The sequence below is a fragment of the Skermanella pratensis genome (genome assembly GCF_008843145.1).
Classification (GTDB): Bacteria; Pseudomonadota; Alphaproteobacteria; order Azospirillales; family Azospirillaceae; genus Skermanella; species Skermanella pratensis.
Map to the genome: position 1 here is coordinate 22,234 of NZ_CP030265.1, position 26,474 is coordinate 48,707.

At 68.6% G+C, this 26,474-nt stretch carries 21 protein-coding genes and 1 tRNA gene; 13 read left to right on the forward strand and 9 right to left on the reverse strand.

Translation table 11 applies throughout. The features are described 5' to 3' along the window. The first annotated feature begins 111 nt into the window (after window positions 1–111). The 4 genes from DPR14_RS00090 to DPR14_RS00100 all read left to right on the forward strand — a co-directional run bounded on the left by DPR14_RS00090 (window position 112) and on the right by DPR14_RS00100 (window position 2,512). The gene (locus DPR14_RS00090; protein ID WP_158043342.1) at window positions 112–483 is read left to right on the forward strand and encodes a 2Fe-2S iron-sulfur cluster-binding protein; all 372 of its coding nucleotides are present in this window, start codon (window positions 112–114) and stop codon (window positions 481–483) included. Window positions 484–628: 145 nt separating this feature from the next. Continuing rightward, entirely contained in the window at window positions 629–799 is a 171-nt protein-coding gene (locus tag DPR14_RS27045; RefSeq protein WP_192499189.1) for a hypothetical protein, read from the forward strand. A gap of 84 nt (window positions 800–883) precedes the next feature. Continuing rightward, window positions 884–1,810: an alpha/beta fold hydrolase gene (locus tag DPR14_RS00095; protein ID WP_192499190.1), complete on the forward strand. Its 927-nt coding sequence runs from the start codon at window positions 884–886 to the stop codon at window positions 1,808–1,810. 42 nt (window positions 1,811–1,852) lie between these two features. Then, a complete protein-coding gene (locus DPR14_RS00100) occupies window positions 1,853–2,512 on the forward strand; it encodes a class I SAM-dependent methyltransferase (RefSeq protein WP_158043344.1) in 660 nt (219 codons plus the stop codon). Between the two features lie 111 nt (window positions 2,513–2,623). On the opposite strand, the gene DPR14_RS27050 is transcribed toward DPR14_RS00100, so the two are convergent. After that, window positions 2,624–2,782: a hypothetical protein gene (locus tag DPR14_RS27050; protein ID WP_192499191.1), complete on the reverse strand. Its 159-nt coding sequence runs from the start codon at window positions 2,780–2,782 to the stop codon at window positions 2,624–2,626. A gap of 216 nt (window positions 2,783–2,998) precedes the next feature. Here DPR14_RS27050 and DPR14_RS00105 point away from each other — a divergent pair, with 216 nt between their 5' ends. The 3 genes from DPR14_RS00105 to DPR14_RS00115 all read left to right on the forward strand — a co-directional run bounded on the left by DPR14_RS00105 (window position 2,999) and on the right by DPR14_RS00115 (window position 6,082). Next, window positions 2,999–3,655, forward strand: coding sequence for a hypothetical protein (locus DPR14_RS00105; protein WP_158043345.1), 657 nt, complete (start codon window positions 2,999–3,001; stop codon window positions 3,653–3,655). 402 nt (window positions 3,656–4,057) lie between these two features. Continuing rightward, window positions 4,058–4,134 (forward strand) — tRNA-Asp (locus DPR14_RS00110). Window positions 4,135–4,480: 346 nt separating this feature from the next. Continuing rightward, window positions 4,481–6,082, forward strand: coding sequence for an ATP-binding protein (locus DPR14_RS00115; RefSeq protein ID WP_158043346.1), 1,602 nt, complete (start codon window positions 4,481–4,483; stop codon window positions 6,080–6,082). A 6-nt stretch (window positions 6,083–6,088) separates the two neighbouring features. On the opposite strand, the gene DPR14_RS00120 is transcribed toward DPR14_RS00115, so the two are convergent. From DPR14_RS00120 to ppa, 4 genes are all read right to left on the reverse strand, one after another. Then, window positions 6,089–7,351 carry a DUF445 domain-containing protein gene (locus tag DPR14_RS00120; protein ID WP_192499192.1) on the reverse strand — a complete coding sequence of 421 codons (1,263 nt, stop codon included), beginning with the start codon at window positions 7,349–7,351 and terminating at the stop codon, window positions 6,089–6,091. 63 nt (window positions 7,352–7,414) lie between these two features. Then, a complete protein-coding gene (locus DPR14_RS00125) occupies window positions 7,415–10,114 on the reverse strand; it encodes a bifunctional acetate--CoA ligase family protein/GNAT family N-acetyltransferase (protein WP_158043348.1) in 2,700 nt (899 codons plus the stop codon). 140 nt (window positions 10,115–10,254) lie between these two features. Next, window positions 10,255–10,779, reverse strand: a complete 525-nt coding sequence (locus DPR14_RS00130) for a macro domain-containing protein (protein ID WP_158043349.1) — start codon at window positions 10,777–10,779, stop codon at window positions 10,255–10,257. Between the two features lie 26 nt (window positions 10,780–10,805). Then, complete coding sequence (gene ppa / locus DPR14_RS00135; RefSeq protein WP_158043350.1) at window positions 10,806–11,339, reverse strand: inorganic diphosphatase; 534 nt, start codon at window positions 11,337–11,339, stop codon at window positions 10,806–10,808. Window positions 11,340–11,599: 260 nt separating this feature from the next. Between ppa and DPR14_RS00140 the strand changes: the two genes are divergently transcribed. From DPR14_RS00140 to DPR14_RS00155, 4 genes are all read left to right on the forward strand, one after another. Continuing rightward, window positions 11,600–13,429 carry an extracellular solute-binding protein gene (locus tag DPR14_RS00140; protein WP_158043351.1) on the forward strand — a complete coding sequence of 610 codons (1,830 nt, stop codon included), beginning with the start codon at window positions 11,600–11,602 and terminating at the stop codon, window positions 13,427–13,429. A 162-nt stretch (window positions 13,430–13,591) separates the two neighbouring features. Then, entirely contained in the window at window positions 13,592–15,616 is a 2,025-nt protein-coding gene (locus DPR14_RS00145; RefSeq protein WP_158043352.1) for a sensor histidine kinase, read from the forward strand. 87 nt (window positions 15,617–15,703) lie between these two features. Continuing rightward, window positions 15,704–16,138 carry a Fur family transcriptional regulator gene (locus DPR14_RS00150; protein ID WP_158043353.1) on the forward strand — a complete coding sequence of 145 codons (435 nt, stop codon included), beginning with the start codon at window positions 15,704–15,706 and terminating at the stop codon, window positions 16,136–16,138. Window positions 16,139–16,180: 42 nt separating this feature from the next. After that, a complete protein-coding gene (locus tag DPR14_RS00155; protein WP_158043354.1) occupies window positions 16,181–16,396 on the forward strand; it encodes a hypothetical protein in 216 nt (71 codons plus the stop codon). 60 nt (window positions 16,397–16,456) lie between these two features. On the opposite strand, the gene DPR14_RS00160 is transcribed toward DPR14_RS00155, so the two are convergent. Then, entirely contained in the window at window positions 16,457–16,693 is a 237-nt protein-coding gene (locus tag DPR14_RS00160) for a hypothetical protein (protein ID WP_158043355.1), read from the reverse strand. A gap of 244 nt (window positions 16,694–16,937) precedes the next feature. On the opposite strand from DPR14_RS00160, the gene DPR14_RS00165 reads away from it, so the two are divergent. Together DPR14_RS00165 and DPR14_RS00170 are read left to right on the forward strand one after the other, a co-directional pair. Next, window positions 16,938–17,372 (forward strand): acyl-CoA thioesterase, encoded by a 435-nt coding sequence (locus tag DPR14_RS00165; RefSeq protein ID WP_158043356.1) that lies wholly within the window; start codon window positions 16,938–16,940, stop codon window positions 17,370–17,372. A 3-nt stretch (window positions 17,373–17,375) separates the two neighbouring features. Beyond that, window positions 17,376–18,698 (forward strand): class I SAM-dependent RNA methyltransferase, encoded by a 1,323-nt coding sequence (locus DPR14_RS00170; RefSeq protein WP_158043357.1) that lies wholly within the window; start codon window positions 17,376–17,378, stop codon window positions 18,696–18,698. 20 nt (window positions 18,699–18,718) lie between these two features. Here DPR14_RS00170 and DPR14_RS00175 read toward each other — a convergent pair whose 3' ends face one another. The 3 genes from DPR14_RS00175 to DPR14_RS00185 form a co-directional block, all read right to left on the reverse strand. Further along, window positions 18,719–19,102 (reverse strand): PAS domain-containing protein, encoded by a 384-nt coding sequence (locus tag DPR14_RS00175; RefSeq protein ID WP_158043358.1) that lies wholly within the window; start codon window positions 19,100–19,102, stop codon window positions 18,719–18,721. Beyond that, a complete protein-coding gene (locus tag DPR14_RS00180; RefSeq protein WP_192499193.1) occupies window positions 19,099–22,869 on the reverse strand; it encodes a PAS domain-containing protein in 3,771 nt (1,256 codons plus the stop codon). Before DPR14_RS00180 ends, DPR14_RS00175 begins: the two co-directional genes overlap by 4 nt. A gap of 471 nt (window positions 22,870–23,340) precedes the next feature. Then, window positions 23,341–26,469, reverse strand: coding sequence for an efflux RND transporter permease subunit (locus DPR14_RS00185; protein WP_158043360.1), 3,129 nt, complete (start codon window positions 26,467–26,469; stop codon window positions 23,341–23,343). Window positions 26,470–26,474 lie beyond the last annotated feature (5 nt).

Here is a 26,474-nt window from a genome sequence, read left to right on the forward strand (position 1 = left end):
TGCTGCACAGCGTCAATTCGCCGCTTGTGTCCGGTCATGCCGGGTCTAACGTGATCTTGAAGTAAAACGGACGGACAGAGATGTCTTTCCAAGTCATGTGGGAGATAGGACATGGCAATCATCACGTTTTCATCGCCGACGTTGCATCGCGATGTCACGGTTTATGCGACGGCCGGCGATACAAAGACCGTTCTGTCCTTGGCGGAGAAGAACGATGTCAGGATTCCGCATGATTGCCGCGAGGGCGACTGCGGGTCGTGCCTGATCGAAGTGAAGTACCTGGCCGGCAAGCCGAAGATGGCGATCGACCTGACCGAGAAGGAGAAGTCCACCCTTCAGTCGCTCGGGCGCATCACCGCCGCCCAGATCGAGGACGCCGAGGTCAACCATGTGGCTCCGCCGTTCCGGCTGGCCTGCCAGTTCATCGCCCGGGACGAGGACATGGTCATCACCTTCACCGGCGAGCCCGGCGGCGCCGACTGACGCCGAAGGGGGGCGGCCCGCCGGCCCGGCGGGGTCGCCCTCTCCTCCGGTCCACTCATTTCCGAAAGGAGTATCCACTTAATCTTCGTAACGGAATAAACAAAATTGCATAAAATATTCCCATACTCCAGTCGAGGGCTTTGGGATGGGTTTGGTTACGAAGACGCTGGAAAGGGCTGCTCCCGCGCAAGCGTCCGCCACCGCTGCCCGCCCACTGTCCGCGAGGCTGAGCCTCGCGATCTGGATCGTCCTGATGTCCATCCTCTGGGTGCTGGTGGTGGCCGGCGCCTGCGCCCTGCTCGGCATCGAATTTTAGCCACTCGCGTCGCATTTCCTGGATCGCCGCTTGTTCTCGACGGGTGGTGACCCACCCTCCACATCCGAGTTCCGGAGGCCAGGATTGCAGCGAACCCACCTGAGGCAGGATACCATCCGTCTGCCGGACGGCCGGCGGCTGGGCTACGCCGAGTATGGCGATCCCGACGCACCCCCCGTCATCTATTGCCACGGCTTCCCCAGTTGCCGGCTGGAGCCGGGCATGGTCGAGATCTCGGGCATCCGCCTGGTGGCGCTGGACCGCCCGGGCTACGGCCTGTCCGATCCCAGGCCGGGCCGAAGGCTGGCGGACTGGCCGGCCGACGTGGCGGCCGCCGCCGACGCCCTCGGGATCGAACGGTTCGCGGTGGCCGGCGTCTCGGGCGGGGCGCCCTATGCCGCCGCCTGCGCGGCGTTGCTCCGCGGCCGCGTCACCGGGCTGGCGCTGATCTGCGGCATAGCGCCGCCGAACATGGGATGGGAAGCCGGCGGCGCCGCCGCGCAGCTGATGATGCTCGACCGGCTGCCCGGCTCGGCGGCTCTGGCCGCGGTTCTGGGACGCCGCCTCGTGCTCGGCCTGCGGTCCGCCTCGCTGCTGCGGACTCTGCTGCGGTTCGGCCGCCTGCCGGAAGCGGACCGCCGTGTCCTGGCAGGCCGGGTCGGCATCCATGTGGTGGACAGCTTCCGGGAAGCGCTGCGGAACGGCCCGCAAGGCGCCCTCGACGATGCGCGCATCTTCGCCCAGCCCTGGAATTTTACGGTGGAGGACATCTCGGTGCCGACGGTGATCTGGCACGGCGACATGGACAATCAGGTACCCGTGGCGGCGGCCGAAGTGTACGCAAGGCTGATTTCCCACGCCGAGGTGTGTATCAAAGATGGTGAGGGTCATTTTTCACTGGTCGTTCAATATAACCACAACATCATTGCTTCTCTTTTTGCCATTGCGGAAAGGTACGTGCTGACCGATGTTACATCTTCGGCTCGCACATTTCCGCCTGCGGGGGGATGAGCCGGAAAAACCCGTCTGGTTTCTCAACGACAGAACAAGAACATGCACATAGATACCGTACGCGCTGCCTACCGCCGTTATGCCGGCGTCTACGATCTCGTCTTTGGCAAGAGCTTCGAGGCGGGGCGCCAGCAGACTCTCGACCGGATCAACGCGCGCAAGAAGCTTCGCATCCTCGAAGTCGGGGTCGGCACCGGCCTGTCCCTGCCGGACTACAATCCCGACCACACGATCGTCGGCATCGACGCGTCGGAGGAGATGCTGAACATCGCGCGCGAGCGGGTCGCCAAGAAGGGGATCCGGAACGTCGAGAGCCTGGTCGAGATGGACGCCCAGAGCATGACGTTCGAGGACCAAAGCTTCGACGTGGTCGTGGCGATGTATGTGATGACCGTGGTGGAGGACCCGCAGGCCGTGATGAACGAGCTGAAGCGGGTCTGCAAGCCGGGCGGCGACATCTACATCGTCAACCACTTCTCGGCGGAGAAGGCCGGCCTGCGGCTGAAGTTCGAACGCATGATCGCCAACTTCGCCGAGCTGCTGGGCTGGCACGCCGACATGCCCATGTCGCCGCTGCTGTCCAATGCCGGAATCGAGATCGTGACGATCGCCAAGCTGCCGCCGTTCGGCATGTTCACGATGGTGCACTGCCGGAACAGCGACAGCTCGGGCGGTCAGATGCTCCAGGCGGTCGGGACCTGAGGGGTCGCGCCGCGGCGGTTCAGGCCCTCCCGCCGACCCGGTCGCCCGGCCGGGCCGGCAGGCGGACCCGAACCGCCGCGTGATCCCGGCGGACGGGAAGGGCCGGTGACTTTACTGCGCCGCGATCAGCAGGATCACCAAGTTCGCCGCCGCGGCGGCCACCATGGTCGGCACCAGCCAGGTCGGGTGGGTGACGAACAGGGCGACGATGACCAGCAGGCCGACCAGGGCGAGCACGCCGGCGGCCAGGGGCTTCAGATAGACGTCCATTCCAGGATCTCCGTTACGTGACAGGGGTGCGCATGTGGGCTTGCGCGAAAGCTACACGATGCGGTCGCGCGCGGCTGTTCAAACCATGCCGCAGGCTGTGCGGCCTGTTGTCACAAGATTGACGGATTTCCGCCGGATCGCCTCCGCCGGAACCGTCGCCATCGGCGGCGGTTGATCCAGGATTACGAACAGACCTGACTGGAAGGAGCCGATGCCATGGAAGAGGCGCACCTGGTCGCTCTCTACACCCGATTCGAGACCGCCCTGCGCGTGATGGACGAGCTGGGCGCCGAAGGCTTCGGCGCCGAAGCGGTCAACGTCCTGTCGCCCCATGCCGCCGGCCGGCACGGCACCGCCACCGCCGCCGACGTCTCCCCGGACCGTCCCGGGCGACATGACGTGAACGATTCCGACATCGGCCCGCTGGTCGTGATCGGCCCCCTGGCGGAACAGATCAGGGGCAGGGAGCTCATCCAGGTCCTGCGTGACCGGGGAATCACGGTCGAAGTCGCCCAGCGCGCCGCGGAAGCACTGCGCCGCGGCGGGTCGATCGTGGTGGTCGACACTGCCGCCGCTGACCATGACCGAGCGCTCGCCGTGATCGACCGCCATCAGCCCGGCGGGCTGGAGACCCTGGGGACCACCTATTTCGAGCCCGGCTGGAGCCGCGCCGACGAGGTCGCCGGGGCCGAAGGCGTGCTGGAGATCGCGGACGACCGGCTGAACGTCAAGAAGCCGGGCGAGGATGCATCGGAGTTCCGGTCCCTGGCACCCGGTCCCGAGGAACTGCGGGTGGAGAAATCCGGCGGCCGAAGTTCCGAGGCCGGCAGCGGCGAGTTGCACGGCAGCCAGCCGGCGGGTCCGGACCGCTGAACAGCGACCTGAAAGCAAGAACCCCCGCATGCTCCAGGGCAGCGGGGGTTCGGAAGCGGTTGAGACATTACCGCAATCCGGTGCGATACCGGATCAATTTTGGTAGCATTTGAGATGCCGTGTCGACGGCAGGCTCAAGTAATCGCCGGCGGACTCATGGATTTTACTCACCCTCCAATCAATCGGCCATTGGCCTATCTTCTGGATTCTGGCCGGTAAACCGACCGCGGAGAAGTTTATCCTGATCTGACGACCTCCTCGTTCTTACTACATCTTTATGATGTGCCTTTGTCATCGAGCTGTCAAGCGGTCGCCAGCGTCGAAAAATGCACCCCTCGAAAAAAAATGGAAATCGGCTCTGGACAACGCCTCCGCGGGATCGTAGATACGCGTCCCCACGACGCGGGTGTAGCTCAGTTGGTTAGAGCGCCGGCCTGTCACGCCGGAGGCCGCGGGTTCAAGTCCCGTCACTCGCGCCATTCTCCTCCAGTGAAGATCTTCCAGCGGGAAGACTCCTGGTTGCATCACATTCCGATCCAGTAAAAATCAAAAGTGGTATACCGCAAGTCCATGGACTGCTGCGCGGGCCACAAGCACTTGTCCATCTGCTAGCCTGGACAGACGCGTTCTCCATGGTGGAGAGCCGTGGCTGGAGCAATTCCCGTCCATAGACCCCTGAACAGGGGACAGCATCAGGTGTTTTCGTGTTCTGTCTCAATGAGCGAAAATAGCATTCCCGTTGTTGATCGGCCTTTCTGGCCAGGCGGTGGCAGGGGCGCATCCCTGGAACAGATCCGTACCGCCCTCACGTTTCCCAATCCCCTGGTGCTGTTGACCGGATCGCCGGAGGTCGGCAAGTCCCGGCTGGTTCGCGAATTGGCGGCCCGCCAGGAGGCCCGGGGTACCGTATGCGCCGTCGTGCCCGATGCCGGCACGGCTGCCAAGGAACTGACCAGGCTGGAGGAGGAACTCTCGCGGAAGGCATCGCCGCAGGGGGGTATCGCCGCCCCGGTGCCCCGTGCGCTGCTGGTCGTCGACGGTGTGGATGCTCTCGACGGGGCTGCGCTCGAGCGGTTCGCATTGCTGACCCGCCGGGGAACGCTCGCCTTGCTCCTGGCCGGGCGCACCGGCCTGATCGAAACCCTCGTCCGCTCCGCTTCCAAAACGGTGCGCGGCGCGATCACGGCCCGCGTGCATCTGGACCCGCTCGACGACAGGGCGGCCGAGGATTTCATCGCCGCCTTGATCGCGAGCCGGGGCGAGGTCGCCGGCATCGCCCCTGACACGGTGAGGCGGATCGTCGCCCAGGGCAACGGCATACCGGGAGAGATCGAGCGCCTGACTGCCGACGCGATCACGCTGGCCCGTGCCAGCCGGGCCGTGCACATGGCCGCGACGGTTGAGCCGGCTTCTGAATTTCCCACGTTCCAGCCGCTCGACCTGACGCCTGCAGCGCTGCGGCCGGACCCGTCGCGCTGCCTCACCGCCGCCCCGCGCTCGATGCAGGATGTCCTCGAGGACCTGCGGACACGGGCGGCGACCGCACCCAGGGCCGGGTGTCCGAAGGACCGCGACGCCCTTTCGGATCCGCCGGCACGGACGCTACCCTCCAGGAGGAGTCCTGTTCAGCCGGAACCGCCCCGCGGCCGGACACTGCCATGGGCCACCGGCATCGCCCTGGCGGTCGCCGCGACCGCGTTCATCTCGCCCGAGCCCAAATACGGCGTGCCGACCGTGCATGTTTCCGACAATCCGAATGCCGTCGTGGTCAGCTCGGTCGTTCCGGAACCGGGCGCCGGCATCCGGGCAGCCGAACCGGGGGTCATGGTGGCCGAACTGGAAGACGAGCAGCCTCGTTCCCGCGACTCCATGACCGACCCGGCGCCCGAACCCGAACCCGAACCGATGGCCGCCGAACCACCGCCTGCCGAGCAGCCGGCACCCCAGGAACCGGTGATCGAGCAGCCTGCATTCGAAGAACCGGTGATCGAGCAGCCGGTGATCGAGCAACCGGCAGTCGAGGAGCCCGCCCCCTTATTGCCTGAGCCGAAGCCGACCCTCGCGGAGCCGCCCCCGGAGGAGCAGGCGCCCGCTCCGGTTGTCACCGTGGAGCCGCCGCCGCCGGAACCGCTGCCACAACCGCGGATCCCGGCGATGGCCGAGAACGCGCTGCTGGACCGGGGCGACCGTCTGATGGCCTTGGGCGACATCGCCTCGGCCCGGCTGCTGTTCGAGACGGCGGCATCCCAGGGCAGCGGACGGGGGGCGCTTGCAGTGGGCCGGACGCTGGATCCGGCCTATCTCGGCTCCATCGGCGTCCGGGGCGTCGCCGGCGATCCGGAGCGCGCCGCCACCTGGTACCGCCGCGCGGCCGACCTGGGAGAAACCTCGGCCGCCGCCCTGCTGGAGTCGCTGGGACGGCGCTGACCGGCGTCACTCGATCAGCCGGGTCACCAGGAACAGGGCGGAGCCGACCAGGGCCGCGACGATGGTGCCGGAGATGCGAACATACTGCAGGTCGCTGCCGACCGCCGTCTCGATCCGGTCCGATACCGTCCGGGCGTCCCAGTTGTGGACCACCTCGGCGATGAAGCGGCCGATACCGCGCCGCCAGGGCGAGATGAGGTCCAGCGCCAGCCGCTCGGCCGAGGCGTTGAGACGCGCCCGCATGGCGGGGTCCGTCTCCAGCGCCGACCCCAGCGACTTCAGGCCGGTGACCAGCGCCTCGCGCGTCCGGCCATCGGGCCGTTCCAGGTCGTCCAGCGTGATCCGGCGCACCTCGTCCCACAACCCGGCCAGCCAAGCCTGGATTTCCGGCTGGTCGAGCAGCCGTGCCTTGGCCGCCTCGACCTGGGCGCGGGTGTCGGCGTCGTCCTGAAGGTCGCGGGCCAGATCCTCGATCGCCAACTCCATGCGGATGCGCATCGGCGATGCCGGGTCGAGCAGTTCCTTCAGGTAATCGTGGGCCCCGCTGCTCAGGGAGCGGGCGACCCGCCGGTCGATCGCCTTGGGAATCCACCAGCCGCTGCGCTGGCCGACCATCGCCTCCAGCCGGCCCTGGTTGCGGTCCATCAGGTCCAGCGCCCAGGCCACCGCGCGCTCCAGCAGGGGCTGGTGCTGCCCGCTGGCAACCAGCACGCCCAGCACCTTGCCGATCACCGGCGCCACTTCGGTCCCCCGCAGCTGCTCGCCCAGCGCCCGGCCGAAGAAGTCGCGCAGCTCGCGGTCCTCGATCGACCGGATCACGCCGGGCAGCGTCGCGACCAGCCGGACGGCCAGCGCCTCCGCCGTGCCGGGCGCATTCAGCCAGCCTACCAGCCGCGCCGCCGGATCGACCGAGCGGAGCTTCGCCACGACCAGCGACGGCTCCAGGAAGTTGCGTTCGACGAAGCTGCCGAGCCCGTCGCCGATGCGGTCCTTGCTGGACGGGATGATCGCGGTGTGCGGGATCGGCAGGCCCAGGGGCCGGCGGAACAGCGCGGTCACCGCGAACCAGTCCGCCAGCGCGCCGACGATCGCCGCCTCCGACGCGGCGCGCAGCAGCAGTATCCAGAATCCCGGCTCCGGCACGAAGCGCAGGGCCACGAACAGGGTCGCCGCGAACAGCAGCAGCCCCGTGGCCAGCCTCCTATTGCGCCGGAGCAGGCGGCGCTGCGCTGCCTCGTGGTCCGTATCGGTATCCGGCTGATCGATCAATTTCCCTCCGCGTCGGCTCTCCAACGCGGAGGGCGGAGGGAGGTTCCCCAGGGGAGCGGCCGGTCAGGCGTTGCCGGACGGCTCGGCTAGGGAAATCCGGACCTCCACCACGCCCGGCTCGTCGCGATTCTCCCGCCGGGTGAAGCCCAACTCGTGGCACATCGCCAACATGGTGGTGTTCTCGCGCAGCACCTCGCCGAACACCTCGCCGATGCCCCGGGAACGGGCATACTCGATGATCTGGGTCATCAGGACGTAGCCCAGGCCCTTGCCCTTCATGTCGCTGCGCACCATCACGGCGTATTCGGCTTTCTGATTGTCCGGGTCGGCCGCGATGCGGACGATGCCGTAGAGCTCGTCCTGGCCGTCGGCCATCTGAGCCACGGCGACCAGCGCCATCTCGCGGTCATAGTCGATCTGGGTCAGCTTGGCGGCCATCTGGTGCGACAGGCGCTTCATCGGCGCGAAGAAGCGCAGGCGGATGTCCTCCGGGGTCATGCGCTCGAACATCCGGTGGATGATCGGCTCGTCCTCGGGCCGGATCGGGCGCAGCAGGAACTCCCGCCCGTCGTTGAGCTTGACCCGCTTCTCCAGCTTCTTCGGGTAGGGCCGGATCGCGAGCCGCCGGGATCCTGGAAGAAGGGCGGGCACCGCCACCTTGATGCGGGCGTCGAGCGCCAGCACCCCGGTGTCGTCGGCCAGCAGCGGGTTGATGTCCAGCTCGACGATCTCGGCGATGTCGGTGATCAGCTGGCTGACCTTGATCAGGGTCAGCGCCACCTGGTCGTTCGCGGCGGGCGGCCGGTCGCGGTAGCCCTGGAGCAGCTTCCAGACCCTGGTGCGCGACATCATCTCGCGCGCGAGATTGGTATTGAGCGGCGGCAATCCCAGCGCCTTGTCCTGGACCACCTCGACCGAGGTGCCGCCCTGGCCGAACAGCAGCACCGGCCCGAACAGAGGGTCGTCGGCGACGCCGACGATCAGCTCGTGGGCGCCGGGCTTGCTCGCCATGGCCTGGACGGTGAAGCCTTCGATGTCGGCGTCGGGCCGCAGCGCCCGGACCCGCTCCAGCATGGCCACGGCCTTGGCGTGGACCTCCTCCGGCGTCTTGATGTGGAGCTGGACGCCGCCGATGTCGGACTTGTGGATGATGTCGACCGACAGGATCTTGAGGGCCACCGGCCTGGCGATGCGGCGCGCGGCCTCGGCCGCATCCTCCGGGGTGCGGGCCTTCAGCGTCTCGACCACCGGGATGCCGTAGGCTTCCAGGACGTGCTTGGCCTCGAACTCGCTGAGCCAGCTCCGGCCGTCGGCGATGGCCGCGTCGATCAGGGCGCGCGCCGCCTTCTCGTCGACCTGGAACTGCTCGGGCGTGCTGGCCGGAGTCTCCATCAGCAGCTCCTGGTTCTTGCGGTAGCGCACCAGGTGCATGAAGGCGCGGACGGCCTTGCTCGGCGTCTCGTAGGTCGGGATCCGGTTGGCGGCGAACAGGTGCCGCGCCTCCTGCGCGGAGGTGTCGCCGAGCCAGCTCGTCAGGACCGGATGCTTGCGCCCCTTCAGGGCGTCCACCACGGCCCGCGCCGACTCGGCGCCGTCCGCGACCGCGACCGGGCAGTTGATCACCAGGATGGCGTCATGGTTGCGATCGCCGAGCAGCGCCGCGAGCGTGTCGGCATAGCGCTTGCCCGAGGCGTCGCCGATGATGTCGATCGGGTTGCCGCGGCTCCAGGTCGGCGGCAGGACGGCGTTCAGCTTCGCCATCACGGTCTCGTCCAATCCGGCGAGGCAGCCGCCTTCCTCGATCAGGGTGTCGGTCGCCATCACGCCTATGCCGCCGCCGTTGGTCACGATCGCCAGCCGATCGCCGGTTATCTGCACGCCCATGGCCAGCGTCTCGACGGCGTCGAACAGCTCGTCCAGCTCGACCACGCGCAGCATGCCGGCGCGCCGGAAAGCCGCGTCGTAGACGTCGTCATGGCCGGCCAGCGCGCCGGTGTGGGAGCTGGCGGCCTTCGCCGCCTCGTCGGTGCGGCCCGAGCGGATCACGATGACCGGCTTCTGGCGCGCCGCGGCGCGGGCCGCCGACATGAACTTGCGGGCGTGGGTGATCGCCTCGACATAGAGGCAGATGGCGCGGGTGTTGTAGTCGGCCGCCATGTAGTCGAGCAGGTCGCCGAAATCCACGTCGGCCATGCCGCCCAGTGAGATCAGGTGGCTGAAGCCGACGTTGCGGCTGGTCGCCCAGTCCGCGATGGAGGTCACGACGGCGCCGGACTGGGCGATCAGCGCGATATCGCCCTTGATGGGATTGACGTGGGCGAAGCTGGCGTTGATGCCGCGCCCGGGCACCATGACGCCCAGGCAGTTCGGCCCGGCGATCCGCATCAGGTGGGGGCGCGCCGCGTCCAGGACGCGCTGCTGGAGGGCCTTGCCCTCCGGCCCCAGCTCGCCGAAGCCGGCGGTGATGATGATGGCCGCCTTGGTGCCGCGCTCGCCGAGCTGGCGGACCAGGTCGGGGACCGTGTCGGGCGGCGTGCAGATCACCGCCAGGTCCGGGGTGATCGGCAGCGACTCGACCGTGGGGTAGCACAGCACGCCCTCGATCGACCGCTCGTGCGGGTTGACCGGCATCACCGGCCCGTCGAAACCGGCGTTGAAAAGGTTTCGGGCTACGACCGCGCCGATGGATTTTGGCTGGCGGCTGGCGCCGATCAGGGCGATCGACGTGGGCTTCAGCAGGGAGTCGAGATTGCGAACGGTCATGGCCGGTCCCGGATCGTGATCAAGTCATCCGGCCCCCGTACCGACAACCGGCCGGCGGGACGGAGGTCTCTTTGATGCGGGGCACCATACCCGCGCGGGACCATTCCGACAATTCAAGGTTCCGGGGGGCGGGTGCGGTATTACGCCCCAAGCAGCTCCCGGTAGAGGCCGGCGGTGGCTTCGTCGAAGCAGACGAACCGGACTTCGGCGATCCCGGGCAGGCCGGCCAGCGTGCCGATCACGGTATCGACCGCGATGCGCGCCGCGCGTTCGGGGGGAAAGCCGTAGATGCCGGTGCTGATCGCGGGAAAGGCGATGGTCGCGAGCCCGTGACGGTCCGCGAGCAGCAGGGCCGAACGGTAGCAGCCGGCGAGCGCCTCGTCCTCGCCCGCTGAACCGCCGCGCCAGACCGGCCCGACGCAGTGGATCAGCCTCGACGCGGGAAGGTCGTAGGCGCCGCTGATCCGGCATTCGCCGGTAGGGCAACCGGCGATTCCGTCCAGTTCGCGCTGGAGCCCGGGGCCGGCCGCCCGGTGGATCGCGCCGTCGACGCCGCCGCCGCGCTTGAGGGCGCCGTTGGCGGCGTTGACGATCGCATCCACCCGGCAGAGGGTGATGTCGCCCCGCAGGACGGTCACCCGGCCGATCGGCTGGGACCCGGTCATCCGATCAGCTCCGGCGATCCAGCCGGTTACCCTTCGGCGTTATACTTGTCGATCGACTGCTGGATGATCTTCGCGGCCTCCTCGGCGTCGCCCCAGCACTTGATCTTGACCCACTTGCCCTTCTCCAGGTCCTTGTAGTGCTGGAAGAAGTGCGCGATCTGGTCGAGCAGGATCTCGGGAAGGTCCTTGTAGGACTTCACGTCGCTGTAGAACGGATGCAGCTTGTTGACCGGAACCGCGAGGACCTTCTCGTCCTGGCCGGCCTCGTCCTCCATGATCAGCACGCCGATCGGCCGCGACCGCAGGACGGCGCCCGGCTGGATCGGCCGGCGGCCGACCACCAGCATGTCGCACGGATCGCCGTCGTCGGACAGGGTGTGCGGGATGAAACCGTAGTTGCACGGGTAGTACATGGCGGTGTGCAGGAACCGGTCGACGAACAGCGCGCCGCTTTCCTTGTCGACCTCATACTTGATCGGCTCGCCGCCCATCGGGATTTCGATGATGACGTTGACGTCCCACGGTGCGTCGTTGCCCACTGGGATCTTCGAGATATCCATGAACTTTTCCCTCGGTTCCGATCGGTTGCGCCCTGTCTGGCGCGGTTCCGACCGCGCCGGCTCTTGTCACCAGGCTTCTGGCGCGGGCCGGAGTTTAGCGTAGAGACCATAAACGGGCCATACTTGCAAATAGGCGCAACGTCACGGCTCCTATTGGTCGCACCCCTTGAGTGCTGCTTCGTTGGTAGCCGTTCTTTGGTGGAGTCCGGCCGGTCGATCCGGCTTGCGCGCAAGCGGCCGGATGCGGACACTCGCCGTCCATGTGCGCAATTCCGATCCGCCGCCTGCTGGCGGCCGTCCTCGTCCCGGCCTTCCTCGCCGCCGCGCCTGCCGCCGCGGACGGTGGGCACCCGGCCCACGCCATCGCCATGCACGGCGAACCGCGCTATCCCGCCGGGTTCGACCATTTCGACTATGCCGACCCGGCGGCGCCCAGGGGGGGAATCTTCCGCAACGCCGCCGGGGGCACCTTCGACACCCTCAATCCCTTCATCGTGCGCGGCCGCGCGGCGCTGGGGCTGGGCTATGTGACGGAGAGCCTGATGCAGCGGAGCTGGGACGAGCCGTTCTCGCTCTATGGGCTGATCGCCGAGTCCGTCACGGTGCCGGACGACCGTTCATGGGTCGAGTTCACCCTGAACCAGTCCGCGCGCTGGCACGACGGCGTGCCGATCACGCCGGCCGACGTGCTGTTCTCGTGGCGCACCCTGCGCGACCAAGGCCGGCCCAACCACCGGAGCTACTATGCGCGCGTGTCCCACGCCGCCCAGACCGGCGGGCGGAGCGTGCGGTTCACCTTCGCCCAAGGTCAAGGTACCGGGGATGCCGGGGACATCGACCGCGAGATGGCCCTGATCATGGGCCTGATGCCGATCCTGCCGGAACATTACTGGAAGGACCGCGAGTTCGACCGAACCACGCTGGAACCGCCGCTGGGCAGCGGGCCGTACCGGGTCGCGCGGTTCGAGCCGGGCCGCTCGATCGCCTACGGGCGGGTGCCGGACTATTGGGGCCGCGACCTCGGCGTCAACCGGGGCCAGTACAATTTCGACGAGATCCGCTATGACTATTACCGTGACGACAGCGTGGCGCTGGAGGCGTTCAAAGCCGGAGCCTACGATTTCCGGCGCGAGACCGACCCGGCCAAATGGGCCACCGGCTATGGTTTCCCGGCCGCGCGCGATGGCCGGGTCACGCTGGAACGGCTGCCCCACGGCCGGCCGGAGCCGATGCGCGGCCTGATCTTCAACACCAGGCGCCCCGCGTTCGCCGACCCGAAGGTGCGCGAGGCGCTGGGCTACGCGCTCGACTTCGAATGGATCAACCGCACCCTGTTCCACGGGGCCTACCGCCGGACGGCCAGCTACTACCCCAATTCCGAGCTGGCGGCGGCCGGTCCGCCGGGGCCGGCCGAACTGGCGGTGATGGAGCCGCTGCGACGCCACCTGCCCGCCGAGGCGTTCGGGCCGGCCCATGTCCCGCCCGCGACCGACGGAAGCGGACCGGCGGGATTGCGCGTTAACCTGCGCCGGGGCCAGCAGTTGCTGGCTGAAGCGGGCTGGACGGTCCGGGACGGCCGTCTGGTCGATTCCGGCGGCGCCCCGCTGGAGTTCGAGATCCTGCTGGTATCGCCGGGGGACGAGAAGGTGGCGCTGGAATATGCCAGGGCGCTGCGGCGCATCGGGGTTTCGGCGCGCGTCCGCACCGTGGACAGCGCCCAGTACCAAGCCCGGCTGGAGAGCTTCGACTTCGACATGACCCTGAACCGCTGGACCTCCACCCTGTCGCCCGGCAACGAGCAGCTCTATTACTGGGGCAGCGACGCGGCCGACCAGGAGGGCAGCCGGAACTATGCCGGCATCCGCAGCCCGGCGGTAGACGCGCTGGCGCGGGGGCTGGGCACGGCCCGGGACCGGGCCGACCTGGTCGCCCGGGTCCGCGCGCTGGACCGGGCGCTGACCTGGGGGCATTATGCCGTTCCGCTCTACCACCTGCCGGACGACCGGGTCGCCTACTGGGCCCGGCTCCGCAGGCCGGCGGTGACTCCGGTCTACGGCATGGTGATCGACGCCTGGTGGATCGGGGAGTAGGGACATATCCGCAGTATCATGGCCCGCTGGTTCGAGGTCTGACGAACTATCGACTGTCGCCGTGCGGTCAAACCGGATAAGAGTTGCCCTTTGGCCCCGCCGACATCGTCCCTAGCCGCTCCCGCCGCGGCGGACCCGGACAGATTCGAGTTCAAGCCCGCCATGAAGCAACGCCTCCAAGTCGTTGTCCTCGCCACGGCCGTCCTGCTCCCGCTCCTGGCGTTTTCCAGCGCCATGGTCGTGCTGTTCGACCGCCAGCAGAAGGAGACGGTCGAACGCATGCTCAGCCACGCCGCCGCGGCACTCGAGGATGCGCTGGACCGGGAGCTCGTGTCCAACATCGTGGGGCTCGAGTCGCTGGCGACCTCCATCCATCTGGACGATAACGACATCGTCAATTTCGCGGCGGTGGCGCGCCGGCTGCTGGAAAGCCGGGGGAACTGGCTGTCCCTGCGGCTGCTGCGGGCCGGCGACGGAACTCCGCTGCTCACGTTGCCCGCCGGAGGCGGCGGCGTTGACGCGACGACATCGCCGCCGTCGCCCGAAACGGTTACCGGTGTCGTCTCGGCAAGGCTGCCGGCCGTGAGCGAGGTGCGGCACGACGCCCGCGGCGAACCCTTCGTTTCGATCGTCGTCCCGGTGCTGCGGAACGGCGCCGCCGTCTATGCCCTGTCGGCCGACTTGCGCAGCCGGGCGCTCAGCGCGGCGCTGGGTGGGCCGAAGATGCCGGCCGACTGGGTCGGCGCGGCCCTCGACACCGAGCGGGTAATCCTCGCCAGGACCCGCAGGCAGGAGGAGTTCGTCGGGAAGCCGGCTACAGAGTCGCTCCGGCAGCGGATCGACCAGGGCGATCAGACCTTCTTCTTCGCCCGCAGCAAGGAGGGCGAGGAGGTCTACAGCGCGTTCGTCACGTCGCCCTCGACCGGCTGGACCGTGGTGGTGGGGGCGCCCGGCGAAACGGTGGCCGGCCCCGTGCGCCGGTCGCTCATGGCGGTGACCGGCGGCGGCCTCCTCGCGCTGGCCGCCACCGTCGGGCTCGGCGCGCTGCTGGTCGGCAACGCCAACCGCCGGCATGCCATGGAACGCAGGCTGCTGGCGCTGGAGGGCGAGCGGATGGCCGAACGGCGGCTCGCCGACGTGGCGGCCAACCTGCCCGGCATGATCTTCCGGCGGGTCCGGGACCCTGACGGCGCGATACGCTATCCTTATCTGAGCGCGGGGCTGAACAGCCTTGCCGGAGAGGTGCCGGAAGCACCGCCGGGCGCCGACGAGCTGGAGCTGCTGATCCACCCCGAGGACCGCGACGGCTGGCGGGAAGTCTTCCGGCCGGCCGAGGACGGCAGCCGGCTGCAAACCCCGGAGACGCCACCCCTCGAAGCCCGGCACCTGGAGGCCAGGATCGGCCCTACCGCCGGACCGGTCCGCTGGGTCCGCATCATGGCGCGCCCCGTGCTGACCGGCGAAGACGAAACGGCGTGGGACGGCGTAGCCCTGGACGTGACCGACCTGAAGGAAACCCAGAACCGGCTGGCCACCTCGCTCGCCGAAAGTCGGGAACTGCTTCAGGAGGTCCATCATAGGGTAAAAAACAACCTCCAGGTGGTCTGGAGCCTGATCCAGCTCGAGGCGATGCAGATCGAGGATCCGCAGGCCCGCGACCGGATGGAAATCATCGGGCAGCGGATCGGCGTCATGGGCAGGATCCACGAACAGGTCTATGCCTCGAAGGAATTCTCCCGGATCGACTTCGGACGCCAGCTGCGCGGGCTGTGCGAGGCCCTGGCCCGTACCTTCGGCAACCCTCCCGGGATCAAGCTGGAAGTCTCGGGCGACACCCTGTCCTGCCACCTCGACACCGCGATCCCTCTGGGCCTGATCGCCAACGAGCTGGTGGCGAATGCCTTCAAGCACGCCTTTCCCGGCGGGAACGGGACGATCCGGATCGGCCTGCACGCCGAGGGCGGCGGCGCCGTGCTCGAGATTTCGGACGACGGCGTCGGCATGTCCGGCGCGAGTACCGATCGCGGCCTAGGGCTTCGGCTCATCAAAGGGCTGCTCCGGCAGATCGGGGCGACCATGCGAACCGGGCCCGGCGACGCCGGAACGGCCGGGGCCGCTGATGCGGGTGGCGGAATCGGGGGAACCCATGTCACAATCTCGATCCCGGGACCCTGGTATGCCCAATGACGGAAATTATTTTGTCGAACGGACAGGCGAACCCACTTTAGAAACAGTTTAGTCTAGAGCGCTAGTCCGCAGAAAATCGAGGAACCCATGCCCACGCGCCTGGAAGAACTGTGCGTCCAAAAAGGTCTGAAGATGACGGAGCAGCGCCGGGTGATCTCCCGCGTGCTTTCCGAATCGACCGACCATCCCGATGTCGAGCAGGTCTACCGTCGTGCCGTCGAGATCGATCCCAAGATCAGCATCGCCACCGTCTATCGTACCGTGCGCCTGTTCGAAGAGGCGAACGTCATCGAGCGTCTGGATTTCGGCGACGGCCGGTCGCGGTTCGAGGAGAATCGGGAGGAACACCACCACCACCTGATCGATCTCCAGTCCGGCGAGGTGATCGAGTTCGTCAACGAGGAGATCGAGCGGCTGAAGGAACGGATCGCCCGGGAGCTCGGCTATGAACTGATCGGGCACCGGCTGGAGCTCTACGGTGTTCCGACGAACCGGACGTCCAAGCCCGGCGGCGACAAGTGACACCGGGTTCAGCGATTTTCAGGCAGTGAGTTCCAGGCGCACATGACAAGTATTCCGCCCGAAGGGTCCGGCGGAAAGGCGGCGGCCTGCATGCCGGCGGTCGTCCGAGCCTATCGGGAGCTTCGTGGAAAAGGGCAGCCCGACCGCTTCGCGTTCGAAGCCGCCCTGACCATCTATCTCTGGCATTGCCCCCTGGTCCCGACCCTGGAAGCGAGCCAGATCGTCGCCGGGTGGGTCCGGGAAAGCGTCACGCACTAAGGGGCGCCAAGCCTTCAGGCGCACCCCGTTCCGGACGAGGCGGGAACCGTGCCGCCCCGGTCAGTCCTCTTCCTCGGCATCCTGCTCGATCTGGCTGGCCAAGTCGCGCAGCATGTCGACCACATCGGCGTGGCTGGTCTCCTCGACCGCCTGGTTGACCGCGGCCTCGATCATGGCGACGGCGACATAGGAGGACAGCGGCCCGCCTTCCTTCATCGCCGCCTCGAGGTGCTTCTCGGCGATGTCGAGCGCCTTGTCGAACATGGCTTCGGCAGGGCTGTTGTTCTGGTCGGTCATTTCAGGATCCCCTTGGGGCATGGTGGTCGCGTCTGGTGATGGGTCGATGTGCGAGCTATAGCATTCCGGATCGAAAGGCGCGTGGCAAATATGCCCCGCTCCGCAGCGCCGGCTTCCCTTGCGGTAACGAACGAGAACCCGCTTTGCTGCATCCGGGACATGGCCGGAGCGGAAGCGGACCCGCCAGGTGGAAGCTCCGCGCCGCCGACAGGACCCGATCACAGTCAGACCGAGGATGAACGACATGGCAGATACGGAAACTCCGGAAGCGACCAGCCCGGACTTCTACCGGTACTGGATCGACGAGACCGTCCGTTTCGCCGACCTGGACCCCGTCGGGCACGTCAACAATGCCGCCATCAGCACCTATTTCGAGAGCGCCCGGGTGGCGCTGTTCCACGATTCCGGCAATTCGCCGGTGTCGGGGCCGCGCTCGGTCGTGATCGCGCGGCTCACCATCGATTTCCGGGCCGAACTGCATTATCCCAGCCGGATCCGGATCGGCCTGCGGGTGACCCGGTTCGGCCGTTCGTCGCTGACGCTGGCAGGTGCCGTGTTCCGTGACGATACCTGCATCGCGACCAGCGAGGCGATCTGCGTGATCATCGACGTGGCCGAGCGCCGCTCGGTCGAAATCCCGGCCGACGTCCGCGCGCGCCTGACCGGGCTGGCCGGCTGATCCATGGCACGCCGACCGCAGCGGCGCCACCAGCGCAAGAGGCCCGCGCCCGCCGCCTTCGCCCCGGTGACGCTCGAGATACTGGAAATCGGCGCGCGGGGCGACGGCCTCGCCGAGCATGCCGGACGCCGGGTCTACGTGCCGCTGACGGTGGCCGGCGACCGCGTCCGCGCCGCCCTCGGCGAGCCGCGCGGGGACGGAGTCGCCGCCACCCTGCTGGAGGTGTCGGAACCCGGCCCGGACCGCGTGGCACCGCCCTGCCGTCATTTCGGCACCTGCGGCGGCTGCGCGCTCCAGCATTTGGAGGATGCGGCCTATGGCGCCTGGAAGCGCTCCCAGGTATCGGCCGCGCTGGCCCGGGCCGGGCTTGCCGGCGCCGAGGTCGCGCCGACCGTCCGGACCGTCGCGGCGAGCCGCCGGCGCGCCACTTTCGCGGCGGCCAGGCGCGGCGGCCGGTGCGTCCTGGGCTTCAACGAGCGGTCGAGCCACCGGATCGCCGCGGTGACCGGCTGCCTTGTGGTCGAGCCGGCGATCCTGGACCTGCTGGCTCCGCTCGAAGCCCTCCTCTGCGCGGTCCTGCCGGACGGCGGCACGGCGGACGTCGCCGTGGCGGTGCTGGACGGCGGTATCGACCTGCTGCTGACCGGCGGTCCGGAGCCCGGGCTGGACGCGCGGGAGCGCATGGCCGCCTTCGCGGAAACCCACGACATCGGCCGGCTGTCGTGGCGCCGCTCCGCCACGGCGGCGGCGGAACCGGTCGCCGCCCGCCGGACGCTCCATGCCCGGTTCGGCGGGATCGCCGTTCCGGTGGAGCCGGGAGCCTTCCTTCAGGCGAGCGCCGCGGGCGAGGCGGCGCTGGTCGAGGCGGTGCTGGCAGGAGTCGGTCCAGCCGCCCGCGTCGCCGACCTGTTCGCCGGGCTCGGCACCTTTACCTTTCCCCTGGCGTCGCGGGTTGTCCCCGGGGCCGCCGTCCACGCGGTCGAGGGCGACGCCTCGACCCACGCGGCGCTGGTGGCCGCCGGCAGGGGGCAAGCGGGCGTGACGGCGGAGCGCCGGGACCTTTTCGCCGATGCTCTGGGTGCCGAGGAGCTTTCCCGCTTCGATGCGGTGGTCTTCGATCCGCCGCGCGCCGGCGCCCGCGCCCAGTCGGTCCAACTCGCCGCGTCGGCCGTCCCAACGGTGGTCGGCGTGTCCTGCAACCCGGCGACATTCGCGCGCGATGCCCGCACGCTCGTCGATGGCGGCTATCGCCTGGAGCAAGTCACGCCGGTCGACCAGTTCCTCTGGTCGTCCCATGTCGAGCTGGTCGGGGTGTTCCGGCGGTAGGGCAACCGTTTTGCGGCAAATCAGTCGCGCCGGATGAAGATCCAGCAGCCGCCGTCCGAGGCGGGCTGGATGCGCACCTGAAGCTCCCGCGAGCGGTCGGCGAAATCGCCGATCCAGCCGAACTCCAGGTCGTACTTGCCGACGGCCCTGGCGCGGTCGATCCGGCCGCGAAACTCCTTGTTGTCCATGCAGGGCGCCATGTCGGTGAAGAACGACCGGCCGAGCGCCGGGCGCCCCCCGTAGCCGGAAAGCCGTGCCTCCGCGGCGCTGTAGAAGGTCACGTCACCCTTGGCGTCGAGCCGGATCGCCCCGAAAGGCAGCCCATCGACCTCGGACGGCGGCAACCGCTCGATGGTCCCAGCAAGGTCGGGCATGTCGAAATCGACTTCGGACGAGTCGTTCATGGCCTGCTCCGTTGGTGGGCGTCGGGACCCGCGAGATCGGTGAAACAGGCGATGCCCAGGATGTGGGTCACCAGGGTACCGTCCGACGAGAGGGGAAGCAGCAGCCGTTCGAACAGCAGCGGCGCCGCGTCGGCGAGCGCGTAGCGGGCATATTCGTAGGAGGGCGACTCCGATTCGATGCAGCGGCGGTACGAGGCGCCGGCGGAGCCCAGTTCTTCGCCGCCGTCGTCGACCAGTTCGCCGACCAGCGGCCGCCCCAGCCTTTGGGCAAGGGCGTCGCCGATCCGCAGGTAGCGGAACTCCCCGGTACGACCGCTGCCGATCGCTTCGACCAGGAAACTGTTATCGGCCACGGGTCGGTCGTCGGGCGGGAAAAGATCGGTTCCCGGCAGGCGGCCGCCTGTGATCCGCGCCGTCTTCCAGCGTTCATAGGCATCGCGCAGGCGGGGACTCCTCAACCGGTTGCGCAGCTTGTCTGCCGCGGACTCGGCCTGAAGCGCCGGTGGAAGGCGGCCCAGCCGTTCCAGGACCGCCTCGGCCAGCTGGGTCTTGCTGAACGGCTTGCGAAGCAGCCGCTCGCCGTCCGGCACGGTGTCCTGGCGGTCGCCGCTGATGAACAGGACCGGCAGGTTCGGCCGGTCGAGCCGCAGCCGGGTCCCCAGGACCGGACCGGAGTCGCCCGGCATCGTGATGTCGGTCACGACGAGGTCCAGCGGGTCCGTGAGATGCGCCAGGGCGATCGCGGTCTCGGCGCTCCGGGCCTCGATCACGGCGTAGCCGAGATCGCGCAGCAGGTGTGCGGTCAGCGCCCGGAGGCTGTCGTCGTCGTCCACCAGCAGGATCGTGGCGCCTCCCCCCGGCGAGGCAGGCCCGGCAGCCGGCAGTTGCTCGTCCTCGCGCGCCGAGATCTGGGCGCGCGGCAGGTGCAGTTCGATCGTGGTCCCGGCCCCGACGGCGCTGAGGATCCGCAGCTTGCCGCCGGACTGCGCGGTCAGGGCATGGGCGGAGGCGAGGCCGAGGCCGGTGCCCCTGCCGCGCGGCTTGGTGGTGAAGAAGGGCTCCGACGCCCGGGCGACCACTTCCGGCGTCATGCCCACGCCGCTGTCCTTCACGGAAATGAGGATCCCCTCCCGCGACCCTGTGCGCTCGTCGGCGGGAAGGTTGCGGGCCGATATCTCCAGCTCGCCGCCGTTCGGCATGGCGTCCCGGGCGTTGGCCGCCAGGTTCAGCAGGACCGCGTTCAGGCGCGAGGGGTCGACGATCACCGGCCAGAGATCGCCCTGGAGGTCGAAGGCGCAGCGCACCCCGCTGCCCGCGGTGTGGCAGATCATGTCTTCGCTTTCGCGCAGGACCGCGGTCAGGTCGACCAGGGCCGGCTGCGTCTCCTCCCGCCGGGCGAAGGCCAGCAGGTGATGGATCAGGCCGGTCGCGCGGACCACCGCCTGCTCCCCCAGGTCGAGGATCCTGACCTGCTCCGGAAGGTCGATCCGCCGCCTGAGCAGGCTGTAGCTGCTCTGGATGACGGACAGGATGTTGTTGAAGTCGTGCGAGACGCCGCTGACCAGCTGGCCCAGCGCTTCCAGCTTCTGGGACTGCAGCAGCGCCGCCTGGGTCTCTTCCCTCCGGCGGATCTCCGCCGTGAGTTCTCGGGCGGCGTCGGTCAGCGCGCGGGTGCGCTCGGCGACGCGCGCCTCCAGGGCCGCGTTGCTGTCGCGCAGGATGGCCTCGGCGGTCTTACGCTCGGTGACGTCCCAGTTGACCCCGATGATGCGCTCGGGCCTGCCGGCCGCATTCCGCTGCACGCTGCACCGGATCGACAGCCAGCGGACTTCCTCCCTGTGCCGGAGCGGATCCGGAGGGCGCCGGACGCGGAAATCCATCTCGAACCCCTGGCCTGTCCGGACGGCCTGGTCTATCCGGTCCATCAGGGTGGCGCGATCCTCGGAGTCGATCAGTGCCCCGAACGCATTCAAGCTCGGCGCGGGCGTGGCCGGGTCGAGCCCGAACAGGCGGTACTGGATATCGTTCCACGCCATGCGGGTGTCCGCCACGTCCATCTGCCAGATGCCGATCGCGGCGGCGTCGAGCGCGAAGCGCAGGCGTTCCTCGCTCTCCCGCAACGCCGCCTCGACCTGCTTGCGGGCGGTGACGTCGGCGGTGATTCCGGTCAGGCGGACCTTGCTGCCGTCCAGATCGAAAACGGCCGCCGCGGATTCCTCGAGCCAGGCCACCGCGCCGTCGGGGCGCTGGTAGCGGTAGGAGACGGTGTAGTTCGGGGAAGCAGGCTCCAGCCGGGTTACGGTGGCGGCGAACTCCACGCGGTCCTCCGCATGGACGGTCGCGAAGAAATTCCGTCCGGTATCCGCCGTCGCATCCCCCTCCAGGCCGAGGATCGCCGCGCAGCCTTCGCTCCTGCGCACGGCGTCGGTCCCGATGTCCCAATCGAAGGCGAACATGCGTCCGGCGGCCATCGCGCGGGCCAGCTGTTCCTCGGCGTCGATCAGCTGGCGTTCCAGCAGCTTGTTCGCGGTTATGTCCGTGGTGGTGCCGACGAAGCCGGTGATCTCTCCCGCATCGTTCCGCTCGACCAGGGCTTCGCCCAGCACCCAGGTGGTTTTGCCCGATGGCGTGCGGAAGCGGTATTCGAAACGGAAGGGCCGGTTATCGAGGGCGCTGCGACGCCATTCGGAGAAGACCCGGTCGTAGTCCTCCGGATGGAGGAAGTCGGTCCAGCCGTTGCCGAGCGCCTGCTCCGGCCGGGCGCCGGCCATTTCGCACCAGCGCTCGTTGACGCCGGTGCAGCGCCCCTCCGGGTCCGTGCGGAAGATCCCGACCGGCGAGCCGAGCTCCAGGATACGGTACTGGCTTTCGGCCGCGCGCAGCGCCATGGACCTCTCGTCCAATTTCTGGAAGGCCGCGGTGAGGGCCAGGCCGATCTCGTTGGCTTCCCGCCAGCCGGTGCGGATCCGGGGAACGGCTTCGCCGCCCCCCAACGCTCTGCCCGCCAAGGTCAGCCGTTGCGCCGCCCGCGACATTCGGAGGCCCAGGCCGAAGGCCAGGAGCCCGGACAGGGCGAGCAGGACGCTGCCGAGCAGAACGGAAGACCAGAGTTCGGCCATGACCGCGGCGTCGACGGCTTGGTCGGGCAGGCCGACCGTGGCGACCCATCCGGTCAGGTCGGACCTGCTGTAGCCCGAGACGAGATCGGCGCCTCCCGGTCCGGCCGCGGTCGTCACGCCCTCGCTTGCGATCCTGCCGGGCGATCCGGCCCCGCCGGCGCCCTCCCGGTTCGGGCTCTCGCGGGCCGGCACGCGGGTCAGGACGTTGCCTTTGCGGTCGGTGACGGTGGCGGTCAGGCCATCGCCGATGCGGGCCTGGGTCAGGATTTCCCGGATGCGCTTCAATGGCAGGCTGGCGGTCAGGAAATAGGCGACCTCTCCGGCTCGAAGGACCGGGACGACGATGCCGATGACCTCGGTCCCCGAGACCGGCCCGATCATCAGGTCGGATACGCGGGGCATCCTGGTTTCGAGAACAGACCGCGCGACATCGTCGTCGAAGAAGGAAGGCAGCGGCGTGTTCCAGGGAACCCGCGTGTTGAGCCGCTGCTGCTCGGTCCGGTCGGTCAGGAGGATGACGATTCCGTGGCGCTCGGTGATCCGGCTCGCCTGCTGGTGGAAGGTCGCGAAATCCTCCTGCTGGAGCGACGGCATCAGGGCCAGGGTCTCCAGCATCGCCATCACGCCGCGCATGTCGCGATCAATCATGGCAGTGATCGACCGCGATTCCTTGAGCAGATCGCGCTCGATCTGTGACCGCTGGAGGTCGACTTGATGCAGCAGCAGATAGGACGCAAATATCGAAACCGGTATGAACAGGCCAAGCGCCAGCAAAACCAGATGACCCCTGGTGGAAATGCCTTGGTTTCTACAGACTAAGCTAATACGAGACATTACTGGCTAGCCCCTGGCTTTGCCTAAAATATTTCTCTCTGCCCATAAGTCCGTTGCTTGGATGGTTTTTTCTTGGTTCGGACTTAAAAAGTTAATCAGGTATGGCTGGTATAGGGTGCGCCGAGGACGAGCTACCACGGAAAACGGGCATGTTGTAACATGCATTTCCCTTCGCAGGCCAGTGACATGATCCGGCGATCTATTGCCTTGTTCTTCTGTCCCAGCCGGTAAGGGGAGCGCGAACCTACCCCTTTCTTTACCACTCTTTGCCGTCCTGCTTCGGGATCACCCGGCCGCCGCGATCGCCGCGGCCGCCTCGCGGTCCTCCCGGGCCAGGGCGGTCAGGCCGAAATCGTGCAGGATCGCGTAGAGCGACGGGACCACCACGAGCACCAGCACGGTGGACGCCAGCAGGCCGAACACCAGGCTGACCACCAGCGGCTGGAGCACCTGGGCCTGGAGGCTGCGCTCGGCCAGCAGCGGCAGCAGCCCGGCGATGGTGGTCAGGGAGGTCAGCAGCACCGCGCGGAAGCGCTGGCGGCTGGCGATCCGGGCGGCCGACACGACGTCGCGTCCCTCCCGCGCGCGGAGCTTGACGAACTCGACCAGCAGGATCGAGTCGTTGACCACGATGCCGGCCAGCGAGACGAAGCCGATCATGCTGGGCATGGAGACGTCGAAGCCGGCCAGCCAGTGCCCCCAGACCACGCCGATCAGGGCCATCGGGATCGCGACCATGACGATGGCCGGCTCGATATAGCTGCGGAACTGCAGGCTCAACAGCACGAAGATGCCGAACAGGCCGATCATGAAGCCGCGCTTGAGGCTGTCGCCGGTCTCGCCCTGCTCCCGCTCCTGGCCCTCCAGCGTGATGTCGACGTCCGGAAAGCGGGCGCGCAGCTCGGGCAGGAAGCGGGCGCGGGTATCGGCGATCACCTCGTTGGCATTGGCGATCCGGGTGTCGATCTCGCCCCGGACGATCACGGTGCGCCGGCCGTCGATCCGGCCGATCCGGGCATAGCCGCGGTCCGGCTCCAGCACCGCGATCGAGCGCAGCGGCGCCTGGCCGCCGTCGGGCAGGGTGACCGGGAAATCCTCCAGGTCGGCCAATGTGGTCCGGTCGGCGGCGGCCAGCCGGACGTCGACCTCGATCGACTCGCTGCCGACCTGGAGCTCCGCCGCGGTCTGGCCGAAATATGCCGCCCGGAGCTGGGCCGCGAGTGCCGCCGAGTCGAGCCCCTGGCCGAAGATGCCTTCGCGCAGGCGAAGCCCCATCTCCGGCTTGCCCGGGCGCAGGTCGTCGGACAGGTCCTCGACACCCCGATAGCGGCCCAGCCAGTCCTGAAGCTCCAGCGAGGCCGCCTTCAGCCGGTCCAGGTCGCCGCCGGCCAGCCTGATGTCGATCGGCAGACCGCCGGGGCCGACCTGCGCCTCCTTGAAGGTCAGCGCCAGGACGTCGGGCAGGAGGCCGATCTCGGCCCGCCACAGGGCGGTGATCTCGTCGATCGTGCCGTCCCGCCGCTCGGCCGTGAGCAGGTCGGCGGAGACCGAGGCGAGATGCGGTCCGGTCTCGTAGGCGTCCTGGTTCTCGTTGAACCGCACGGTCACCGCCCGGACCAGCGCGGCGCCGTCGGGCTGGCGCGGGGCGAGATTCGCGGCGACGCGGTCGAGCGCCCCGGTCACCCGGGCCACGACCTCCTCGGTCCGGGCCAGCGGCGTGCCCTGGGGCAGCAGGATGCGCGCCTCCAGCACGTTGCCGTCGATCTGCGGGAAGGCCCGGAACTTGACGGTGCCGCCGGCGAGCATGGCGGCCGACACCAGCACCGCGCAGATCACCAGCCCGAGCGTCAGGTAGCGCCACTCCACCGCCCGGTCCACCAGGCCGCCGAGCAGCCGGTCGCGCACGAAGTCGAACCCGCGGTCGAGCCGCACCCTGACCGCGTTCCGCCGCTCGCCGCCGGGCGGGATGCTCTTCGCCAGATGATGCGGCAGGATCAGGAAGGCTTCGACGATGCTGACCGTCAGCGCGACGATGAGCACCACCGGAAGCACTGCCATCACTTTGCCGATGTCGCCCTCCATCAGGATCAGCGGCCCGAACACGCAGACCGTCGTCACGTAGGAGGCGAAGACCCCCGACGCGACCTCGCGCGTGCCCTCGATCACCGCCTCCATCGGCGGCAATCCGGCGGCCAGCTTGGTCGCCACGTTCTCGGCGATCACGATGGCGTCGTCCATCAGCAGGCCCAGTGCGATCAGCAGGCTCACCATGGTGATCATGTTGATCGACAGGCCCATGAACTGCATGGCGAAGATCGTGCCGGCCAGCGCCACCGGCAGCCCCATGGCGACCCAGAAGGAATAGCGCAGGCTGAAGAACAGCCACATGGACAGGAAGACCAGGACCACTCCCTGGAGCGCGTTGCCGGTCAGCATGTCCAGCCGGTCCTGCACGATCGAGGAGACGTCCTGGGTCAGCGCATAGCCGACGCCGGGAGGCGCCGTGCGGAGTTCCTGCTCGACGAAGCCGCGGACCGCGGCCATCACCCGCAGCGTGTCCTGCTGCTTGGTCTTGGTCACCCGGAGCATGGCGGCGCGCTTGCCGTCGAACAGGGTCTTGGCCTCGTCCAGCTCGAACCGTTCGGTGATCGCCGCGATGGCGCCGAGGCGCACCTCGCCGCCGCCGGCCCCGCCGATCACGACGAGGTCGGCGAGCTGGCGCACGGTCCGGCGCTCGTCGGCGAAACGGACGGTCAGGCTGCGCTCCGCCGTCTCCAGGGTGCCGGCCGGCTGGTCCAGGCTCTGGCGGCCGATGATGCCGGCGACGTCGGCGACGCTCAGCCCGTGGGCGCGCAGCGCGCCCTGGTCCAGCTCGACCCGGATCTGGCGCTGGGAGAAGCCGGTCAGCGTCGCTTCCGACACCTCGGGCAGGCGCAGCAGGCGCTCGCGCACGCCCTCGGCGTAGATCTTCAGGTCGGGCACCGACATCGGGCCGGTGACGGCGATCGACACCACCCGGTCGGTCAGGTTGAGCCGCTTGATCACCGGCCGCTCGACCAGGTCGGGGAAGGCGGTGATCGCCTCGACCTCGGCCTTGACGTCCTCCAGGAAGCGGTCGGGATTGCCGCCCTCGACCATGTCGATGATGGCGGCGGCCAGCCCTTCGCGCGATTCGCAGCGGACCTCGTCCACGCCGCTGACGCCGGCGACCGCGTCCTCGATGCGCTGGCAGACCGCCTCCTCGACCTCCTCCGCGCTGGCGCCGGGGTAGGGGATCTGGATCTGCACCTGGCTGAGGGTGAAGTCGGGGAAGGTCTCCCGCCGCAGCCCCGGCGCCGTGACCAGCCCGATCACCAGCAGGAACAGCATCAGCAGGTTGGCGGCGGTCGGGTGGCGGGCGAACCAGGCGATCATGGCGG

Coding starts and splice junctions, on each gene's coding strand:
- DPR14_RS27045 (WP_192499189.1), top strand. CDS start 629: ATGGGTTTGGTTACGAAGACGCTGGAAAGGGCTGCTCCCGCGCAAGCG.
- DPR14_RS00130 (WP_158043349.1), bottom strand. CDS start 10,779: ATGACCGGGTCCCAGCCGATCGGCCGGGTGACCGTCCTGCGGGGCGAC.
- DPR14_RS27050 (WP_192499191.1), bottom strand. CDS start 2,782: ATGGACGTCTATCTGAAGCCCCTGGCCGCCGGCGTGCTCGCCCTGGTC.
- DPR14_RS00185 (WP_158043360.1), bottom strand. CDS start 26,469: ATGATCGCCTGGTTCGCCCGCCACCCGACCGCCGCCAACCTGCTGATG.
- DPR14_RS00165 (WP_158043356.1), top strand. CDS start 16,938: ATGGCAGATACGGAAACTCCGGAAGCGACCAGCCCGGACTTCTACCGG.
- DPR14_RS00105 (WP_158043345.1), top strand. CDS start 2,999: ATGGAAGAGGCGCACCTGGTCGCTCTCTACACCCGATTCGAGACCGCC.
- DPR14_RS00140 (WP_158043351.1), top strand. CDS start 11,600: ATGTGCGCAATTCCGATCCGCCGCCTGCTGGCGGCCGTCCTCGTCCCG.
- DPR14_RS00100 (WP_158043344.1), top strand. CDS start 1,853: ATGCACATAGATACCGTACGCGCTGCCTACCGCCGTTATGCCGGCGTC.
- DPR14_RS00090 (WP_158043342.1), top strand. CDS start 112: ATGGCAATCATCACGTTTTCATCGCCGACGTTGCATCGCGATGTCACG.
- DPR14_RS00150 (WP_158043353.1), top strand. CDS start 15,704: ATGCCCACGCGCCTGGAAGAACTGTGCGTCCAAAAAGGTCTGAAGATG.
- DPR14_RS00125 (WP_158043348.1), bottom strand. CDS start 10,114: ATGACCGTTCGCAATCTCGACTCCCTGCTGAAGCCCACGTCGATCGCC.
- ppa (WP_158043350.1), bottom strand. CDS start 11,339: ATGGATATCTCGAAGATCCCAGTGGGCAACGACGCACCGTGGGACGTC.
- DPR14_RS00160 (WP_158043355.1), bottom strand. CDS start 16,693: ATGACCGACCAGAACAACAGCCCTGCCGAAGCCATGTTCGACAAGGCG.
- DPR14_RS00155 (WP_158043354.1), top strand. CDS start 16,181: ATGACAAGTATTCCGCCCGAAGGGTCCGGCGGAAAGGCGGCGGCCTGC.
- DPR14_RS00180 (WP_192499193.1), bottom strand. CDS start 22,869: ATGATTGATCGCGACATGCGCGGCGTGATGGCGATGCTGGAGACCCTG.
- DPR14_RS00145 (WP_158043352.1), top strand. CDS start 13,592: ATGAAGCAACGCCTCCAAGTCGTTGTCCTCGCCACGGCCGTCCTGCTC.
- DPR14_RS00175 (WP_158043358.1), bottom strand. CDS start 19,102: ATGAACGACTCGTCCGAAGTCGATTTCGACATGCCCGACCTTGCTGGG.
- DPR14_RS00170 (WP_158043357.1), top strand. CDS start 17,376: ATGGCACGCCGACCGCAGCGGCGCCACCAGCGCAAGAGGCCCGCGCCC.